Annotated in this window: 17 protein-coding genes; 6 read left to right on the top strand and 11 right to left on the bottom strand. The window is 69.6% G+C overall.

What is annotated here, in order from left to right:
• The first annotated feature begins 21 nt into the window (after positions 1 to 21).
• Positions 22 to 1350: a 3-oxoacyl-ACP reductase gene (locus tag ASH02_RS10195; RefSeq protein WP_057294687.1), complete on the top strand. Its 1329-nt coding sequence runs from the start codon at positions 22 to 24 to the stop codon at positions 1348 to 1350.
• A 1-nt stretch (position 1351) separates the two neighbouring features.
• Entirely contained in the window at positions 1352 to 2233 is an 882-nt protein-coding gene (locus tag ASH02_RS10190) for a MaoC family dehydratase (protein ID WP_057294686.1), read from the top strand.
• 54 nt (positions 2234 to 2287) lie between these two features.
• On the opposite strand, the gene ASH02_RS10185 is transcribed toward ASH02_RS10190, so the two are convergent.
• From ASH02_RS10185 to ASH02_RS10175, 3 genes are all read right to left on the bottom strand, one after another.
• On the bottom strand, positions 2288 to 3514 hold the full coding sequence (locus ASH02_RS10185; RefSeq protein ID WP_057294685.1) for a peptidoglycan DD-metalloendopeptidase family protein: 1227 nt from the start codon (positions 3512 to 3514) through the stop codon (positions 2288 to 2290).
• 134 nt (positions 3515 to 3648) lie between these two features.
• Positions 3649 to 4518 (bottom strand): acyl-CoA thioesterase, encoded by an 870-nt coding sequence (locus ASH02_RS10180; protein WP_056890916.1) that lies wholly within the window; start codon positions 4516 to 4518, stop codon positions 3649 to 3651.
• 13 nt (positions 4519 to 4531) lie between these two features.
• Positions 4532 to 5443, bottom strand: a complete 912-nt coding sequence (locus ASH02_RS10175) for a PAC2 family protein (RefSeq protein WP_235530046.1) — start codon at positions 5441 to 5443, stop codon at positions 4532 to 4534.
• A gap of 222 nt (positions 5444 to 5665) precedes the next feature.
• On the opposite strand from ASH02_RS10175, the gene ASH02_RS10170 reads away from it, so the two are divergent.
• The 3 genes from ASH02_RS10170 (at position 5666) to ASH02_RS10160 (ending at position 8128) form a co-directional block, all read left to right on the top strand.
• On the top strand, positions 5666 to 6193 hold the full coding sequence (locus tag ASH02_RS10170) for a SigE family RNA polymerase sigma factor (protein ID WP_056677141.1): 528 nt from the start codon (positions 5666 to 5668) through the stop codon (positions 6191 to 6193).
• On the top strand, positions 6190 to 7344 hold the full coding sequence (locus ASH02_RS10165) for a hypothetical protein (protein ID WP_057294684.1): 1155 nt from the start codon (positions 6190 to 6192) through the stop codon (positions 7342 to 7344). Before ASH02_RS10170 ends, ASH02_RS10165 begins: the two co-directional genes overlap by 4 nt.
• Positions 7345 to 7432: 88 nt before the next feature.
• A complete protein-coding gene (locus ASH02_RS10160) occupies positions 7433 to 8128 on the top strand; it encodes a L,D-transpeptidase family protein (RefSeq protein ID WP_057294683.1) in 696 nt (231 codons plus the stop codon).
• 77 nt (positions 8129 to 8205) lie between these two features.
• On the opposite strand, the gene ASH02_RS10155 is transcribed toward ASH02_RS10160, so the two are convergent.
• Genes ASH02_RS10155 through dxs form a run of 3 tightly spaced genes read right to left on the bottom strand, consistent with a single transcriptional unit; the run spans position 8206 to position 12919 of the window.
• Positions 8206 to 9708 carry an amino acid permease gene (locus ASH02_RS10155; protein WP_057294682.1) on the bottom strand — a complete coding sequence of 501 codons (1503 nt, stop codon included), beginning with the start codon at positions 9706 to 9708 and terminating at the stop codon, positions 8206 to 8208.
• A gap of 54 nt (positions 9709 to 9762) precedes the next feature.
• On the bottom strand, positions 9763 to 10980 hold the full coding sequence (locus tag ASH02_RS10150; RefSeq protein WP_057294681.1) for a hypothetical protein: 1218 nt from the start codon (positions 10978 to 10980) through the stop codon (positions 9763 to 9765).
• Positions 10981 to 11014: 34 nt separating this feature from the next.
• Entirely contained in the window at positions 11015 to 12919 is a 1905-nt protein-coding gene (dxs, locus tag ASH02_RS10145; RefSeq protein WP_057294680.1) for a 1-deoxy-D-xylulose-5-phosphate synthase, read from the bottom strand.
• Between the two features lie 179 nt (positions 12920 to 13098).
• Here dxs and ASH02_RS10140 point away from each other — a divergent pair, with 179 nt between their 5' ends.
• Positions 13099 to 14184, top strand: a complete 1086-nt coding sequence (locus tag ASH02_RS10140; RefSeq protein WP_057294679.1) for a hypothetical protein — start codon at positions 13099 to 13101, stop codon at positions 14182 to 14184.
• 30 nt (positions 14185 to 14214) lie between these two features.
• On the opposite strand, the gene ASH02_RS10135 is transcribed toward ASH02_RS10140, so the two are convergent.
• The 5 genes from ASH02_RS10135 to ASH02_RS10115 form a co-directional block, all read right to left on the bottom strand.
• A complete protein-coding gene (locus ASH02_RS10135; protein WP_057294678.1) occupies positions 14215 to 15150 on the bottom strand; it encodes an SMP-30/gluconolactonase/LRE family protein in 936 nt (311 codons plus the stop codon).
• The gene (locus tag ASH02_RS10130; RefSeq protein ID WP_057294677.1) at positions 15147 to 15593 is read right to left on the bottom strand and encodes an NUDIX domain-containing protein; all 447 of its coding nucleotides are present in this window, start codon (positions 15591 to 15593) and stop codon (positions 15147 to 15149) included. Before ASH02_RS10130 ends, ASH02_RS10135 begins: the two co-directional genes overlap by 4 nt.
• A gap of 47 nt (positions 15594 to 15640) precedes the next feature.
• Positions 15641 to 16012: a hypothetical protein gene (locus tag ASH02_RS10125; RefSeq protein ID WP_057294676.1), complete on the bottom strand. Its 372-nt coding sequence runs from the start codon at positions 16010 to 16012 to the stop codon at positions 15641 to 15643.
• A 76-nt stretch (positions 16013 to 16088) separates the two neighbouring features.
• Positions 16089 to 16709 (bottom strand): DUF3105 domain-containing protein, encoded by a 621-nt coding sequence (locus ASH02_RS10120; protein ID WP_057294675.1) that lies wholly within the window; start codon positions 16707 to 16709, stop codon positions 16089 to 16091.
• Positions 16709 to 16897 carry a thiamine-binding protein gene (locus ASH02_RS10115; protein WP_057294674.1) on the bottom strand — a complete coding sequence of 63 codons (189 nt, stop codon included), beginning with the start codon at positions 16895 to 16897 and terminating at the stop codon, positions 16709 to 16711. The genes ASH02_RS10120 and ASH02_RS10115 overlap by 1 nt, the downstream gene beginning before the upstream one ends.
• Between the last annotated feature and the right edge of the window lie 3 nt (positions 16898 to 16900).

The following is a 16900-nucleotide window of genomic DNA, read 5'->3' as shown; positions in this document are numbered from 1 at the left end:
TCGACAAGGACAACACCACCCATGAGCGACCGCTACCAGTCCTTCACCAAGTCCGCCATCGGGAAGCTGCTGGTCAAGAACCTCGGCCTGCCCAACCCGGTCGAGCTCGACCGCTGGACCGAGGGTGCTCCCCTGGTCGACGGCACCGTCGTCGTCGGCGGCGCCGGCCGGCTGGCGCTGACCGAGGCGCTCGACCGCCTCGGCATCTCGAACACCGCGGAGTCGGCCGACGGCCAGAAGTACAAGGGCCTGGTCTTCGACGCCACCGGCCTGAAGTCCTCGGCCGACCTGATCGCGCTGCAGCAGTTCTTCACGCCCCTGATGCGCAGCCTCGCGCCGTGCGCCCGCCTGGTCGTCCTCGGCACCGCCCCCGAGCTGGTCGAGGGTGGGGAGAAGGTCGCCCAGCGCGCCCTCGAGGGCTTCACCCGCTCGCTCGGCAAGGAGGTCGGCAAGGGCTCGACCGCCCAGCTGGTCTACGTCGCCCCGGGCGCCGAGAAGGCCATCGACTCCACCCTGGCGTTCCTGCTCTCCCCCAAGTCGGCGTACGTCTCGGGCCAGGTCGTGCGCATCGGCACGCAGGGTGAGAAGAAGGCCGTCGCCATCAGCGACTGGGAGCGCCCGCTGGCCGGCAAGATCGCGATCGTCACCGGCGCCAGCCGCGGCATCGGCGAGCAGATCGCCCGCGTGCTGCACCGCGACGGCGCCACCGTGCTCGGCATCGACGTTCCCCAGGCGGCCAGCGAGCTGCAGGCCGTGATGAAGGAGCTCAACGGCGACAGCCTGACCCTCGACATCACGCACACCGACGCGCCGCAGCGCATCGCGCACTACGTGAAGGAGAACCACGGCGGCGTCGACGTCGTCGTGCACAACGCCGGCATCACCCGCGACAAGAAGCTCGCGAACATGGCCGAGGACCGCTGGTCGTCGGTCATCGCGGTGAACCTGACTGCTCCCGAGCTGATCACCCGCGCCCTGCTCGAGGCCGGCGCGATCAACAAGAACGGCCGCATCATCGGCGTCGCGTCGATCGCCGGCATCGCCGGCAACGTGGGCCAGACCAACTACGCCGCCTCCAAGGCCGGCGTGATCGGCTTCGTGGACTCCCTCGCCGGTGAGCTCAAGGACGGCATCACCATCAACGCGGTGGCTCCGGGCTTCATCATCACCGCGATGACCGCGGCGGTGCCCTTCGCCACCCGCGAGGTGGGCCAGCGGCTCAACGCCATGAGCCAGGGCGGCCTGCCGGTCGACGTGGCCGAGACCATCGCCTGGTACGCCAACCCCGCCTCCACCGCCGTCAACGGCAACGTGGTCCGGGTCTGCGGCCAGATGATGCTCGGTGCCTGACATGGCCACCGAAGTGCGCACGCTCAGCGGCTCCGGCGGCGGCGTGGCCGGCCTGCTCAAGGCGGCGCTGCCGACCCTGCCCGTGGTCAACCAGCTCCCCGGCGTCAAGAAGACCGGGCGCGACCTGCCCGACCTCGCCGTACGCCGCGAGGACGTGCTGATCGAGCGCGACCAGGTCTCGGCGTACGCAGCGGTCTGTGGGTTCCCCACCAAGGACACCGTGCCGGTGCCCTACCTTCACATGGTCGCGTTCCCGCTGCACATGGCGATCATGACCGACCAGGCGTTCCCGTTCCCCGCGATCGGCACCGTGCACCTCGAGAACCGCATCCTCTCCCACCGGCCGGTGGCCATCGGCGAGACGGTGTCGGCGGTGGCGAAGGCCGAGAACCTCCGCACCCACAGCAAGGGCCGGGTCTTCGACATGAACGTCACCGTCGAGGCCGACGGCGAGACCGTGTGGGAGAGCACCTCGACGTACCTCCGCATCGGCAAGGGCGACAAGGAGAACGGCGAGAGGGGCACGGAGTTCGCCCCGGTCACCGGCGGTGCGGCCACCTGGCGGCTCGGCGGCGACCTGGGCCGCCGCTACGCCGCGGTGTCGGGTGACAGCAACCCGATCCACCTCTACCCGCTGACCGCCAAGGCCTTCGGCTTCCCGCGGCACATCGCCCACGGCATGTGGACCAAGGCGCGGGCGATCGCCGCGATCGAGAACAAGCTGCCGTCGGCCGTGCAGATCGAGGTCGGCTTCAAGAAGCCGATCTTCCTGCCCGGCACCGTGACCTTCGGCGCCCGCACCAACGATCACGGACTCGACTTCGCGGTCAACAGCGCCAAGTCCGGCGCACCGCACCTCCTGGGGCGCACCACCGCACTCTGAAGCACGAGGAGAGGGGACGGAACCGCATGGCGGTTCCGTCCCCTCTTCCGTTGCTCAGCGTCGGTTGCCGAACCGCACCGTGGTCAGTGAACGCGCCTTCGCCGTCGTGGCGCTGGTGGCGAAGCGTTGGGTGAAGGTCGCGGTCGTCGGGGTCCAGACGCCCAGGTCCGTGCGACCGTCACCGTCCCAGTCCCCCGCCACCGGCAGGTCTCCGGCCGAACCGAACCGGATCGTCCCGAGCCAGACCGTGCCCTCCTCGTCGACCTTGCGCAACGTGAACGTGGACGTGGTCTGGTCGTAGACGCCGAGGTCGCTCGCCCCGTCACCGTCCCAGTCGCCGATCACCGGCAGGTCGTTCGCGTCGCCCAGGCGCACACTCCTGGTCACACCCGTCGCGGAGCGCATGAGGAACGTCGAGGTCGACGGTCGGCGCAGGCCGACCTCCCAGGCTCCGTCACCGTCCCAGTCGCCGGCGACCGGCTTGTCCGTGGTCGCGCCGTAGACGATCGAGGTGCGCCTGGTGCCGATCTGGAGGCTGAAGGTGCGCGTCGCGGGCGACCACACGCCCGGGTTCGCGACGCCGTTGCCCTCCCAGTCGCCGACCACGGGCTCGTCGGTGGAGGTGCCGAGTCGCTTGACCAGCGTGCTTCCGTCGGGCCTGCGGATGCGGTACTCGGCGACGGTGTTGCGGCGGTAGACACTCAGGGCCGCCGTACGCCGGCTCAGCCACTTCGCGGCCACCGGGACGTCGACACAGTTCGCCGAGGTCGGGGAGCTCCCGAACACGAACTTGACGCCGTGCAGGTACGGCGCCACGACGGTGCGCGACGTGCGCTCCTCGAAGTGCAGGTGGGGTCCGGTGGAGTTGCCCGTCGAGCCGACGGTGCCGATCTGCATGCCCTGGTCGACCCGCTGGCCGACCTTCACCGCGACGGTCTGCATGTGCGCGTAGAGCGAGTCCGTGCCGTTGCCGTGGTCGATGACGACATAACGGCCGTAGCCGCTGTTGTCGACCGTGTCGGCGGTCGTGACCACGCCCGGGGCACTCGCCACCACGGGATCCCCGACGTCGTCGACCCGGTTCCAGTCGATCGCCTTGCTGCTGGGGCTGTGGTTGGCACGCGTGGTGCCCTTCCACACCTGACCGCACGGGAAGGGCATCTCGTAGTCGGTGGCGGCCACGGCGGAGGTCGCGCCGCCGGGCACCATCACCAGGGCCGCGGCGAACAGGCCACCGACCGCCGTCGTCCTGACAGCCGTCGCCATCCCGGGCAGATGCATTTCGGTGACCTTCCGCGAAGTGAGCGTGGCTGGTCACAGAGATCACAAGAGCAACATCAGGTGTCCCCAGCCACAGGAGCGCTCAAAGATAACCGGCGTACGGCGTGTCTGTCTCGAACTACATCGTTGTAATGCTATTGGGGCTCGCCGTGGTAGCGGATCAGGCCCTCCTGGGCGACCGTCGCCACCAGCTCACCGGACTCGGTAAACACCCGGGCCAGCGCCAGCCCGCGGCCTCCCGAGGCCGACGGCGAGTGCTGGTCGTATAGCCACCACTCGTCAGCCCGGAACGGCCGGTGGAACCAGATCGTGTGGTCGAGGGAGGCGACCTGCATGCCCGGCGAGCTGACGTACTTGTCGTGCGGGATCAGGGCCGCCCCGATCAGGGTCATGTCGCTGGCGTAGGTGAACGCGGCCCGGTGCACGAGCGGGTCGTCGGAGAGTTCTCCCCCGATGCGGACCCACAACTGCGCCCGCGCCGGTCGGCTGTCGTCGTCGACGACTCCGCCGACCCTGGTGTTGCCGATGTAGCGCACGTCGATGGCAGCCCACTCGCGCTCCCACTCCTCGCGGTGGCCGACCCCCTGCGTCGTGAACATCTCTGCCAGTCGGCGGCCGTGTTCGGGACCGGGCACGTCGGGCATGGCGTCCTGGTGCTCGAGCCCCTCCTCCTCGACCTGGAAGTTGACCGACATGAGGTAGATCGGGCGCCCGTGCTGGCGACCGACCACACGTCGCGTGGCGAACGAACGGCCATCGCGGAGGTTCTCGACGTCATAGACGATCGGAACGGCGGTGTCGCCGGGGCGCAGGAAGTAGGAGTGCAGCGAGTGGGCGCTGAAGCCCTCCGGCACGGTGCGGGCACCGGCGATCAACGCCTGGGCCGCAACCTGGCCGCCGAAGACACGCTGCAGCTCGGTCTCGGGCTGACGCCCGCGGAACAGGTTGACGTCGATGGTCTCGATGTCGAGGAGCTCACTGAGCTCCTCCGCGGATCTGGGCACCGGCGCTCCTGGGTCAGTTGGTGGGTTCGGGGCCCTCGAGGCCCGCGAGGAACTGTTCGAACTGCGCGCCGATCTCGTCTCCGCTCGGGAGCTCTCCGTCCTCGGCCAGCAGGCTCTGCCCGGCCTCCTCGGAACGAGCGAACGCGTCGTACTGCTGCTCCAGGCCGGCCACGATCTCCGCCACCTCGGGGTTCTCCTCGAGGTAGGTCGTGATCTCACTGGCCTTCTCCTCGGCCGCCACCTTGAGCGCGTCAAGGTCGAAGGAGAGGCCCGTCGACTCCTCCACGCCTTCCAGGAGCCGCTGGGCGGCCAACGGGTAGTCGAACTGCGCGAGGTAGTGCGGCACGTGCGCGACGTACCCGGTCATGTCGTGGCCGTGCTCTGCGAGGCGCAGCTCCAGCAGCGCCTGGGCCGAGGCCGGGACCCGGATCTCGCCGAGCCACGGGTTGCGCCGCATCATCAGCTCGGTGCGGTTGGCGTGCTGGGTGATCGCGAGCGGGCGCGAGTGCGGCGCGGCCATCGGCACCGACCCCATCGCGACGACCAGGTCGACGTCGAACCGCTCGACCACCACACGCACCGCCTCGGCGAACCCCTCCCACCGGGTGTCGGGCTCGGGACCGCTGAGCAGCAGGTAGGGCTGGTCGACGGCGTCGCGCATCAGCCGGACCACCAGCCGCGGGGCGTCGTAGTCCTCGTAGTGGTCGCGCACGAACGTGACCGCCGGACGGCGGGCCCGGTAGTCGTGGAACACGTCCACGTCGAACGTCGCCACCACAGGGCCGGACGAGTGGCTGCCCAGGTGGTCGGAGGCGACCACACTTCCGTTGCCGGCGTCGAGGAATCCGTGGAGGGCCAGCAGCATGGGCAGGCGGACGCCGGGTTCGAGATCGGGCACCTCGTCCACAACGTGTACGAAATTCACGGTTTTCCTTCCCACATCAGCGGTCTTCACGGAGCCTAGTGCCGCAACCTCTCATGCGGGTCATGTGTTCCCCGATCCGCACGTGCCCAGTGCCACACGTCACGCCACGAGTCCGGTCGCCGAATCTGACGAGAAGCGTGCCGAACCATTCTCGCGGCCCGCCTCGTCTGTAAGGGTGTGCCGGACACCAGCACCGGGCCGGCACATGACGAAAGGACCCTCGTGAGCAAGCGAGACAAGGCGTTCGCCGAGTTCGCGCAGTCGCGCGGCGCGGCCCTCCACCGGGCGGCCTACCTGATGGTCGGTGACTCCCAGCTGGCCCAGGACCTGGTGCAGGAGGCGCTCACCAAGACGTACGTCGCGTGGCCGCGCCTGCGCGACACGTCGCGTGCCGAGGCGTACACCCGCAAGGCGATCACCACCACGGCGATCACCTGGTTCCGGCGCAAGGGCTGGAACAACGAGAGACCCACCGACGTGTTGCACGACCGGCGCGACGACGGCGACTCCCACGCGATCACCGACCGGTTGGCGATCTGGCAGGAGGTGCAGGCCTTGCCGCCACGGCAACGCGCCGCACTCGTGCTGCGTTACTACGAGGACCTCACCGAGGCACAGACCGCCGAGGCGATGTCGTGTGCGATCGGCACGGTCAAGAGCCAGGTGTCCGCCGGGCTCCGCAAGCTACGGGAACGACTGGGCAACGACATCGAGCTGGTGTCGCCCGAGGAAGCGGTGATGACCCGATGACGGAAGAACTGAAGACCATGATGACCCGACAGGCCGACGAGCTCGAGCCCTTCTCCCCCGACATCGACGCGATCACCGGGGCCGGTCGGCGGCGTCTCCGGAGTCGTCGCTTCGGCGCGGCGGGCGCGGGTGTGGCCGTCGTGCTCGCGGTGGGGCTCGGCGTGCCGCAGCTCGTGGGCGGCGGCTCGCCGGACGACTCGCGGGACACCAACGTCGCGGTCACCGAGTCTGCCCCGTCCACGTGGGCGCAGGGCTCGGTGATCCACGTCGGTGACGCCACCGTCGACGTGGGACACCCGGTCCACTCGTTCGTCGTGACCACGGCGGGGTTCGTGAGCACCGACCCGGACGGCAAGGTCTGGTCCACCCGGGACGGCAGGACCGAGCAGGTCGGCGAGGGCACCCCCGAATACGGCCGGCAGCTCGTCGCCGACGGCTCATGGGCCGGCTGGATCGAAAGCCAACCGGGGCAGCCGGCGCGGTTCAGCTTCATGGACCAGGCCGGCGACGAGAAGGTCGAGTACAGCGACGGTGTGACACCTGATTCAGCTGGCGAGGACTCCGGGAGCCAGGCCGAGCTGTTCGCGCTGGACGGCGACGGCGCCTACCTGCGAGACAGCAACGGCCTCGTGCGCCTGGATCTCGGCACGCGGACCCCGGAGACCCTTCTCGCCGACCCGGGGATCAGGGACCGGATCGACGACGTCGAGCAGGGCCTGGTGCTGCACACGTTCGACGCCGAGGCGGAGCGTGGTCCGACCGTTGCCAGCGAAGAGGTGACGGAGCGTGAGCCGGCCCTGGCCGTCGACGGTGGCGACCTCTCCCCCGACAAGCGCTTCGTGATGAGCGAGAACAGCGCGGACAGCTCCGACGACTTCACCCTCATCGAGGTCGGCACGGGCGCCGATCTCACGCCGCCGGCCAAGGGCGACTACGCGTTCTTCACCGGTTATGCCTGGATCGACGACTCCTCCTACATGGCGTTCGGGATCAAGGAGCTGCCGCAGGGCGACGGCACCGGAAAGGCGGCCCCGCCCATGCCGACCGACCTGCTGCGGTGCGACGCCGCCGCCCGCACCTGCGACGTCGTGCAGCCCGGCCTGGACTTCTCGAAGGTCGAGCTGCCGGTCGGCGAGAACATCGGCGACTGATCCACGCAACCTTTTGCCCTGATCGAGCGTCACAAGGGGTGTCCGGACTTCCACCGGGCACCCCTTCGACGTCTCCGGGAGTACGCACATGAAGCAGCTCTTCGCCGTACTGGCACTCGTTGTCCTGGCCGGCTTCGTCGGTCCGACGCCCGCCTCCAGCGGCGCTGCCCTGACCGCCACGGAGCGCGCCCAACGCCAGCTCAACTCGCTCGGCTGCAACGCCGGCCCCGTGGACGGCAACGCCGGCAGCTGGACGAAGTCAGCAGTGGTCCGTTTCCAGTCGCGGCACGGCCTGGCCCAGACCGGCACCCTGAACCCGGCCACCAGGACCCGGCTGTACGCCGACAGTGCCCGACGGTGCGACGTACGACCGGTTCCCGCACGCTCGGGCACGGGGCGCCGTATCGTGATCAGCCAGGCGCAGAACTGGGTCTGGCTGGTCGGTCCGGCCGGCCGCACCATCGCCCAGGGCGGCATGATCGACAACGCGGGTGAGCTGGCCCACGGCTCCTACGGCACCGGCTCCTACTGCGGGCGCGCGGCCCGCGTCCGGTTGAACCGGAGCGGCTCGGTCTGGCTCGACAACTTCGTCCGGTTCGCGCCGTGTGGCTTCGGCTTCCACCAGATCCCCCGGTCGATGTCGAGCGGCGCGCAGATCCACGCCGACTGGCTGCTCGGCACCAACATGGCGGCCTCGCACGGCTGCATCCGGCTCAGCCGGGCGATGTCGTTCAAGGTCTGGGACTTCACCGCTGCCGGCCGTACACCGGTGCGCGTGGTCTGACCCCTGACGCACGACGCGCCCCGGTCCGCAGGTGTGCGGGCCGGGGCGCGTTCGTGGGTCTCGGACTGGATCCGGTCTCAGAGGTTCTCAGGTGCCGGGACCGGCGCCGTCTCGCCCTTCGCGACACGGCTGTTGCGGGCGCCGTACGCGAAGTAGACGACCAGGCCGATCAGCATCCAGACCCCGAACCGGACCCACGTGCCGCCGGTCAGGTTGAGCATCAGGTAGAGGCAGAGCAGCACGGCCAGGGTGGCCACGACAGTCACCGCCGGCGTGCGGAAGACACGCGGCAGGTCGGGCCGCTGGCGACGGAGCACGACCACACCGATGCTGACCAGGATGAACGCGAACAGCGTGCCGATGCTGACCAGGTGGCCCAGCGTCTCGAAGGAGACGAAGCCGGACATGCCGGCCACCAGGACGCCGGTGATCATCGTGACGCGGTACGGCGTGCCGTAGGTCGGGTGCACCTTGGCCAGTCCCTGGGGCAGCAGCCCGTCGCGGGCCATCGCGAACGCGACCCGGGTCTGGCCCAGCATCAGGATCAGCACGACGACGGTGAGGCCGATGCAGGCACCGACCGCGATCAGGTCGCCCATCCACGACATGTCGACCGCGTCGAAGGCGGTCGCGAGAGGCGCGGCGTCGGTCGGGTCGATCTCGGTGTAGGGCTGCATGCCGGTGATCACCAGGCTGACCGCGATGTAGAGCCCGGTCACGATGGCGAGCGAGCCGAGGATGCCGATTGGCACGTCGCGCTGCGGGTTCTTGGTCTCCTCCGCGGTGGTGGCCACGACGTCGAAGCCGATGAAGGCGAAGAACACGATCGAGGCACCGGCGATCATGCCGGCCACCCCGAAGACGGCCGGCTCGAGGTTGAACACGCTGGTCACCAGCGGCAGGTCCATGAAGCCGCCCTTGCTGTCACCGGGGTCCTGGGACGCCGGGATGAACGGCGTGTAGTTCGAGACCTTGATGAAGCCGATGCCGACGATGATCACCGCGGCCACCACGACCAGCTTGATGGCCACGACCACCTGGTTGATCCGGCTGGACAGCTTGATGCCCATGATCAGCACCCAGGCCACCAGCAGCGAGATGACCACGGCGGGCAGGTTGACCACGCCGGCGTCGGCGCTGGCGATCTGCTCCGGGATCGCGAACGGGGTGTCGGACAGGACGTTCTGGAGGTAGCCCGAGAAGCCGACCGCCAGCGCGGAGGCCCCGACCGTGAACTCCAGCACGAGGTCCCAGCCGATGATCCAGGCGACCAACTCCCCCAGCGTGGCGTAGGAGAACGTGTAGGCGCTGCCGGCGACCGGCACGGTCGAGGCGAACTCGGCGTAGCAGAGTGCGGCGAGCGCGCAGGCGACACCTGCGATCAGGAACGAGAGCGCGATCGCCGGGCCGGCGTTCGACGCGGCCACCTGCCCCGTGTAGACGAAGATGCCCGCGCCGATGATGACGCCGACACCGAAAACCACGAGGTCAAGGGCACCGAGATTCTTCTTGAGCCGGTGCTCGGGTTCGTCTGTTTCGGCGATCGACTGCTCGACGGACTTGGTACGGAAGACGTTCATGCGGACAAACTATGCGGTGACGGGCGTCACGTCGATTTTGACAGCCGCAGCGGGTCAGCCGAACGTGCTGACGATCTTCTGGCCGGCTCCCCTGGCCAACTCGTGGGAGTCGATGCCGAGCACGGAGCGGAGCACGGCGTCCTGGCCGGCCTCGGCGGTGCCGTTGCCGTGGCGCATCGCGTCGAAGAGTCGCCACAGCGCCTCCTCGCCGTACGTCGCCGCGATGTACTCGCAGGCGTACCACGCGATTCCGTAGTTGGCCCCGGACTCCGCACCGTTGAAGGTGGCGTCGGTGGGCAGGGCTTCCAGGCCGCGGCCAGCCGCGTCGACTGCCTCACGCGAGATCATCCGGTCATAGGTGGCGATCGGTTGCACCGAGACGTATTCGGCGATCCCCTCGGAGAGCCAGGTCGGCACCGAGTCGTCGCGTCGCCCGATGGCCACGTGCGTCAGCTCGTGCCGGATCAGCCGGTCACGGGTGGCGTCGTTGCGGTAGATCATGCGCGGATGCAGCATGAACCGCGTGCCGGCCAGCTTGCGCGATCCCGGGCCGGCGCGCACGGGGAAGGCGACACCGTCGAGACGGTCCGGATCGCCGCCGGGCAGGTTGTCGAGCTCGCGGAGCACGTCGATGTCGGAGAGGGCGTAGACCACGACCTTGCCGGACCACTTCAACGGGACCTCCTGGTCGACCACCGCGATGCCGTCCTCGACCGAGTCCATGATCTGGTAGGCCGCGTCGACGCTGTCCGGGTCGAAGATCCCGAGCACGTGGGGTGTCGACTCCACTTCGATCCGGCCGAGGTCCCAGGGCGCCGGGTCGACGTTGTTCTGCTTCTCCCAGGCACGATCGCGGACGGCGGTGAGCACGAGGCGGCCGTCGTCGGTGTGCCGGAACGAGTAGTGCGCCGGTGTCTCGACCGGCACCGCGTCGAACCCCTCGAGCTCGAGGCTCAGGGCGACGGTTGCCCGGAGCCTGCCCCCGGACGCGTTCGTGACGCCGCCGGCCGGCAGCGCGTAGGCGAAGCGCTCGAGCGGCAGCTCCCGCAGGTTGTCGAAGTAGCGGGACTGCGTGCGCTGGAACGCCTTGCGCCCCGGGTCGACGTCGGCCAGGAACGCCGAACGGTCGCCGGCGTCGACTGCGGCAGCGCGACGGTGCAGCAGCTGCTTGATCTGGGTGACCTGGTCGGCGACCTGCTCGGTCGCTCCGCCCGGCTCCGGTTCGTCCCCTCCCGAGGAACATGCGGCCAGTCCCGCGAACAGGACGACCACCGTAATGATCTGCGCGATTCCCTCCCGGAACGCGCTAGAGACTCCGGTCCGCATCGACCAATGCCCTGCCATGAGTGACCGCGGTGATGTCTTCGACGATCCCGAGGGCCAGCGCCTGTGGAGTGAGACCTATGCGTTCGAGGATCGCGGTGCGTTTCGCATGGTCGAGGAACTCCTGCGGGATGCCGCGCAGCCGGAACGGGGTCTCCACACCGGCGTCGTTGAGCGTCTGCAGCAACACCGCACCGCATCCGCCCACCACACCGTTGTCCTCCACGCTGACGACGAGCCGGTGCTCCCGGGCCAGCTCGACGATCGCCGGATCGACCGGCTTGACCCAGCGTGGGTCGACGACGGTGACGCCGATCCCCTGTGCCACAAGGCGATCCGCAACCTCGACGGCCGTCGCGCACATGGAGCCGACGGCGACGACCAAGACGTCCTTGGTGCCGTTGCGGACCAGGATGTCGGCCCCGCCGGCCCTGCCCACGGCGGGGATGTCATCGGGTGGCGGGCCCTTCGGGAACCGCACCACGGTGGGTGCATCGGTGACCTCGATCGCCTCGTTCAGCAGGTCGCGAAGCCTGGCAGCGTCACGCGGTGCGGCCAGGCGCAGGCCCGGCACCACCTGCAGGATCGACATGTCCCACATGCCGTTGTGGCTGGCGCCGTCGTCGCCGGTGACACCGGAGCGGTCGAGCACGAACGTCACGCCGCACTTGTGCAGCGCGACGTCCATCAGCACCTGGTCGAAGGCCCGGTTGAGGAAGGTCGCGTAGAGCGCCACCACCGGGTGCAGGCCGCCCATGGCCAGGCCCGCAGCAGAGGTCGCGGCGTGCTGCTCCGCGATGCCGACGTCGAAGGTGCGCTCGGGGAAGCGGTCGGCGAAGTGGTGCAGCCCGACCGGGTGCATCATCGCCGCCGTGATCGCGACGACCTCCTTGTGGCGCGCGCCGATCTCGACGATCTCGTCGGCGAACACGTCGGTCCAGATGCGGCCCTTGGGGCGCTCCTCGCCGGACTCGATGTCGAAGGGGCCGGGTGAGTGGAACTGGTCGGCCTCGTGCTGCTCCGCCGCGTCGTAGCCGTAGCCCTTGCGGGTCAGGGCATGGACGATGACCGGTCCGCCGAAGCGCTTGGCCTGGCTCAGTGCCTGTTCCATTGCCGTGAGGTCGTGGCCGTCGACCGGACCGACGTACTTCAGGCCGAGGTCCTCGAAGAGGCCCTGCGGGGCGAGGGCGTCCTTCATCCCCTTCTTGATCGCGTGCAGGGCGTCGTACGCCGCGGGGCCGACGCCGGGGACCGCGGTGAGTCGGCGCTTGACCTGGTCGAGCACGGCCTCGTAGCGGGGGTTGGTGCGCAGCGAGGTCAGCGCGGTGGCCAGCCCGCCGATGGTGGGCGTGTAGGAACGCTCGTTGTCGTTGACCACGATCACCAGACGACTGCTCCTGGCGATCGCGATGTTGTTCAGCGCCTCCCAGGCCATGCCTCCGGTCAGGGCGCCGTCACCGATCACGGCGACCACGTGACGGTTGTCGCCGCGGATCGCGTAGGCCTTGGCCAACCCGTCGGCGTACGAGAGGGCCGTGGAGGCATGGGAGTTCTCGACGATGTCGTGGTCGGACTCGGACTGGCTGGGGTAGCCCGAGAGGCCACCCTCCTGGCGCAGGGTGTCGAACCGCGGGTGACGACCGGTCAGCAGCTTGTGCACGTAGGTCTGGTGCCCGGTGTCGAAGACGATGCGGTCGCGCGGGGACTCGAAGACCCGGTGGATCGCCATGGTCAGCTCGACCACACCGAGGTTGGGGCCCAGGTGTCCCCCGGTGCGGGAGCAGACGCCGACGAGCGTGTCCCGGATCTCCGAGGCCAGCTGCTCGAGCTGTTCGGGGGTGAGGGCACGCAGGTCACTCGGGGTCGTGATCGACTCCAGGTATCCCATGCGGGGGTCCTTACGTCTGTCGGCGATGTGGGCGCGGCACCCGGATGACCGGGTGCCCCCGACGAGTCTAGTCGTGTGCCGTCCCATGTGTGAGTCGGTCGGACTCGGGTAGTTTGACCCGGCCGGGGTGGTGCGCATGACCACCGACCCCACCGACGCCGCGAACTCTCGGAGGAACCATGCAGAAGCGCACCGTGGGCCTGATCGCCGGCGGCGCCGGACTCGCAGTCGTGGGTGGCGGCGTGCTGGCAGTCGTGCTGCTCACCGGCTCCGGTGGTGTCGACGCGGCCCTCGAGGTGCTGCCCGCGGACACGACCAACCTCACGTACGTCGACCGGGACGGGTTCGCGGAGCGGGCCGGAGTCGGCGACATCGGGCACGACGCGTCGGAGAAGGACCTCGACCGCTACCTCGAGGCGACCAGGGACAGTGCGGCCGCGACGCCCCTGTCCCGGTACCTCGTCCCGATGAAGGACGCCGCGATCAACGAGCTCGACGTCGACTGGTACGTCGTCGGGCGCAACAACGACGACGGCTACGGGAACGTCTACCGACTCGACGACGACGTCGACTTCGGCGACCTCGGTGACGACCTCGAGGACGCCGGCTACGACAAGGACGAGGTCTCCGGACACCCCCGCTACACCGCCGACATGGCGGTCGTGGACACCGCGACGGGCATGATCGGCGGGCGCTACCCGCAGGACCTGCGTGACGTGACCTTGCTCGAGGACGAGCACCTGATGATCGCCACGGGCAGCCCCGAGGAGTTCATCGAGGTGATCGACGGTGACGCCGACTCGCTCTCCGACAGTGACGACGTCGCTGACCTGCTCGACCAGGCCGACTCCCCGGAGTTCGCCGAGATCTCGGTCGGTGACGGGGTCCGGTGCGGCCCCGGGCTCGGTCGCAACCTGTCCCCCGAGCAGTTGGAGCAGGTCGCCCGGGAGTCCGGCACGGACGGGCTGGGTCACCCCGAGGCCACCGGCATCTTCGTCGTGGCAGACGGCGACGACGCGACCGCGGTCTCCGCCCTGGTCTTCGGCTCGGACGAGGACGCGGAGGACGACGCGGACGCCCGCAAGGACTGGCTGGAGCACGGCACGGACCCGTTCAGCCTTCGGCCGAACAAGGACTACTTCGATCTCGGCTCGGTCTCCGCCGACGGGAGCATCGTGGTCGTCGAGGGCGACTACGAGAACGGGGCCGCGACGGCGGTCCAGATGGCCGCCCAGGGTTCCGGCCCGGGAGCCTGTTCCGACTGAGCCTCAGGTCGGGCCGGGCCCCGCGTCCGGTCAGAGGTCGACGAACGCCACCGCGGGCTCGTGCAGGCTGCCCAGCCAGACCCGGCCGTCGTGCTCGCGGACCCCGGTGACCATGTGGAAGTCCGGCGTCTCCACGTCCACGTCGTGCACCAGCGCTCCACTGTCGTCGTACGCCTGCACCCGAACGGTGCGCTTCGGCTTGGGCTGCAGCGCCTCGGGCAGTCTGGTCGCCGCGCGACGCAGCATCATCGGCCCGGTCTGCAGTCGCTCGACCAGAGGGTCTGTCGGTGAGGCGATGGTGACCCAGATCAGGCCGTCGCTGCCTCGGGCGATGTTGTCGGGGTAGCCGGGCAGGTCTTGCACCAGGAAGTCGCGCTGCCCGGCCCGCTCCCCCGTCAGCCAGTGGCGTACGACGGTGCGCGCGCCGGTCTCCGCGACCGCGACGAACGACCCGTCGCCGGCCAGGGCGACGCCGTTGGCGAAGGCGAGACCGTCGAGCACCACCTCGAGCGCACCGTCCGCGGAGAGTCGCAGCAGCCGCCCGGTGCGGGTGTCCTGGACGAAGTCGTCCTTCCACCGTTCGACGCCGAAGAGCGTCGAGCTGTCGGAGAACCAGATGTCCCCGTCTGTCGCGACCGCCGCGTTGTTGCAGAAGACGAACGGGAGCCCCTCGACCGAGTCGGCCAGGGTCTCGAGCCCGCCGGTGCGTGGGTCGACCCGCAACAGCCCGGCGTGGGCGTCGCAGACCAGCAGCCGACCGTCGGGCAGCAGCTCGATGCCCAGGGGCCGGCCGCCGGTGTCGGCGACACGGGTGATCTGCCTGCCGTCGTGGGAGATCCGGAAGATCATGCCGTCCTCGGTGCCGGTGAACACGGCTCCCTCGTCCGGACCGGTGGTGCCGACGACGACGTCCTCGGCGCCCGGGCCCGGAACCTGGATCACAGTGATGCTCGTTGGGGTGCTCATGCGGGCTCCTTCGCCGCGGCGGCCAGACGCGCGTGGTCGGGTGAGGCCAGGAAGTCGGGCAGGGACAGGGACGTGGCCGCGGTGAGGGGAAGGTCCGGCACCCGGGTCGGGTCGACGAAGACGATGCGGCGGCCCTCGGCGCAGGTGATGTCGGCGTCGGTCAGCGTGGTGGCGCCGACGAACAGGTGCATGACGTCGTCGCTGGCAGTGGCGGAGTGGAACACCTCGACGTCACGCCAGAGCGCGAGGTCGGCGGCGTCGAGCTGGACGCCGGTCTCCTCGTCGAACTCCCGCAGTGCTCCGGCGAGAGGCTCCTCGTCGCCCTCCATGCCCCCGCCCGGGAAGCCCCAGCACTCCGGGTCGATCACCGGATGCTCGTCGCGCTCCTGCATCAGGATCCAGCCGCGGGCATCGACCAACAGGACGCTCGAGAACTCAGTCATGCAGGCGAGGCTACTGGCCGGTGTCGACCCGACATCGCAGCGATCGGTCACAGGCGGGCCACGAACCGCCTGCCCCGCAGGGCGTCCTCCACGAGCGCCACCTCACGGCGCAGGCGCATCAGTCGCGCGGACTCACGGTGCCAGGTCTCGATGGCGGCCTCGACGACGTCGACGTCCGCGACGTCGCGAAGTTCTGCCCGGGCCTCGCTCAGCCCCCTGTCGCAGGCCAGCTGCGCTCCCGCGACGTGGAGTACGGCGAAGCGGGCGAGCACGACGATGTGGCGGCGCAACGTCGGGTAGCCGCGGTACTCGGGCGGGGAGATGTCGAGCAGCCAGTTCTCCGCGCTGCGCTCCCAGAGTGGGGCATCGGGCGGCCGGACCCGGGCCGGCCAACCCGGTGGTGGAACGTGTGCGGCCATGCGACCAGACTACGCCTGTTCGATCACATGTTCGAACGAGTCCGGACGATTGAGTCGGTCGGATGCGTCACGTCGATCAGGCGCCGGTGCCGTCGTCCTCGAACTTCTCGACGCCGCCGTGGCAGCTCGCCATCGGCTCGGGCGACGTGCTGCCGTCGCCGTACTGCTCGACGAAGAGGGCCAGCCGCGGGTCGTCGACGCCGTCGAGGGCCAGCTGGGCGTTCCAGACGGTCACCACCACGGCCGCCTCCTGCTCGTCGTACGGCGACAGGATGCCCTCGTCAGGCAGCGCGTCCTCGAGCTGGCCGACCTCGTCGTCGGAGAGGTCGGACGTGTAGGTGATCCAGACCGTGCCGTGCTCGAGCGCGTGCACGGCGTTCTCCTCACGCACCTCCCGGTCGTAGACCCCGCACTCGAGCCAGACCTGGTCGTGGGGGCCACCGATCGGCGGCGACTCGTCGTAGTCGATCTCGCCGGTCTCGTGGATCAGCCCCTTGGCCTTGAACGTCTTCACCGCGGAGAGGTTCGCGGACTCCTCCTCGAAGTCCTCGTCGTGGACGCCGTTCGGCGGTCCCATCACCCCGGCGAGGTCGTCACCGGACGCGGAGGAGTCGTCGGCCACGACCAACGGGACCGCGACGGCGCCGAAGACCACCAGGACGGCCACGATCGCGGCCAGCAGCAGGCGGGCAGCCATCACTGGCCCTCGGCCAGGGCCCGCTCGACCCGCTCCACCTTGGCGGTGAGCTGGCCGTCGTAGCCGGGACGAATGTCGGCCTTGAGGACCAGCCCGACCCGCGGGGACACCTCGGCAACGACGTCTACGGCCCGCTTGACCACGGCCATCACCTCGTCCCACTCCCCCGAGTGGCTACTCTGTGACATGAG

The sequence above is a fragment of the Nocardioides sp. Soil796 genome, from assembly GCF_001429525.1.
Taxonomy (GTDB): domain Bacteria; phylum Actinomycetota; class Actinomycetes; order Propionibacteriales; family Nocardioidaceae; genus Nocardioides.
Note: the sequence above shows the minus strand (reverse complement) of the source record. Positions and strands in the feature narration are given on the sequence as shown.

Excerpts from the sequence above, each read along its gene's own strand:
- ASH02_RS10195 (WP_057294687.1), top strand. The coding sequence starts at position 22 with ATGAGCGACCGCTACCAGTCCTTCACCAAGTCCGCCATCGGGAAGCTG.
- ASH02_RS10190 (WP_057294686.1), top strand. The coding sequence starts at position 1,352 with ATGGCCACCGAAGTGCGCACGCTCAGCGGCTCCGGCGGCGGCGTGGCC.
- ASH02_RS10185 (WP_057294685.1), bottom strand. The coding sequence starts at position 3,514 with ATGCATCTGCCCGGGATGGCGACGGCTGTCAGGACGACGGCGGTCGGT.
- ASH02_RS10165 (WP_057294684.1), top strand. The coding sequence starts at position 6,190 with ATGACGGAAGAACTGAAGACCATGATGACCCGACAGGCCGACGAGCTC.
- ASH02_RS10160 (WP_057294683.1), top strand. The coding sequence starts at position 7,433 with ATGAAGCAGCTCTTCGCCGTACTGGCACTCGTTGTCCTGGCCGGCTTC.
- ASH02_RS10155 (WP_057294682.1), bottom strand. The coding sequence starts at position 9,708 with ATGAACGTCTTCCGTACCAAGTCCGTCGAGCAGTCGATCGCCGAAACA.
- dxs (WP_057294680.1), bottom strand. The coding sequence starts at position 12,919 with ATGGGATACCTGGAGTCGATCACGACCCCGAGTGACCTGCGTGCCCTC.
- ASH02_RS10140 (WP_057294679.1), top strand. The coding sequence starts at position 13,099 with ATGCAGAAGCGCACCGTGGGCCTGATCGCCGGCGGCGCCGGACTCGCA.
- ASH02_RS10135 (WP_057294678.1), bottom strand. The coding sequence starts at position 15,150 with ATGAGCACCCCAACGAGCATCACTGTGATCCAGGTTCCGGGCCCGGGC.
- ASH02_RS10130 (WP_057294677.1), bottom strand. The coding sequence starts at position 15,593 with ATGACTGAGTTCTCGAGCGTCCTGTTGGTCGATGCCCGCGGCTGGATC.
- ASH02_RS10125 (WP_057294676.1), bottom strand. The coding sequence starts at position 16,012 with ATGGCCGCACACGTTCCACCACCGGGTTGGCCGGCCCGGGTCCGGCCG.
- ASH02_RS10120 (WP_057294675.1), bottom strand. The coding sequence starts at position 16,709 with ATGGCTGCCCGCCTGCTGCTGGCCGCGATCGTGGCCGTCCTGGTGGTC.
- ASH02_RS10115 (WP_057294674.1), bottom strand. The coding sequence starts at position 16,897 with ATGTCACAGAGTAGCCACTCGGGGGAGTGGGACGAGGTGATGGCCGTG.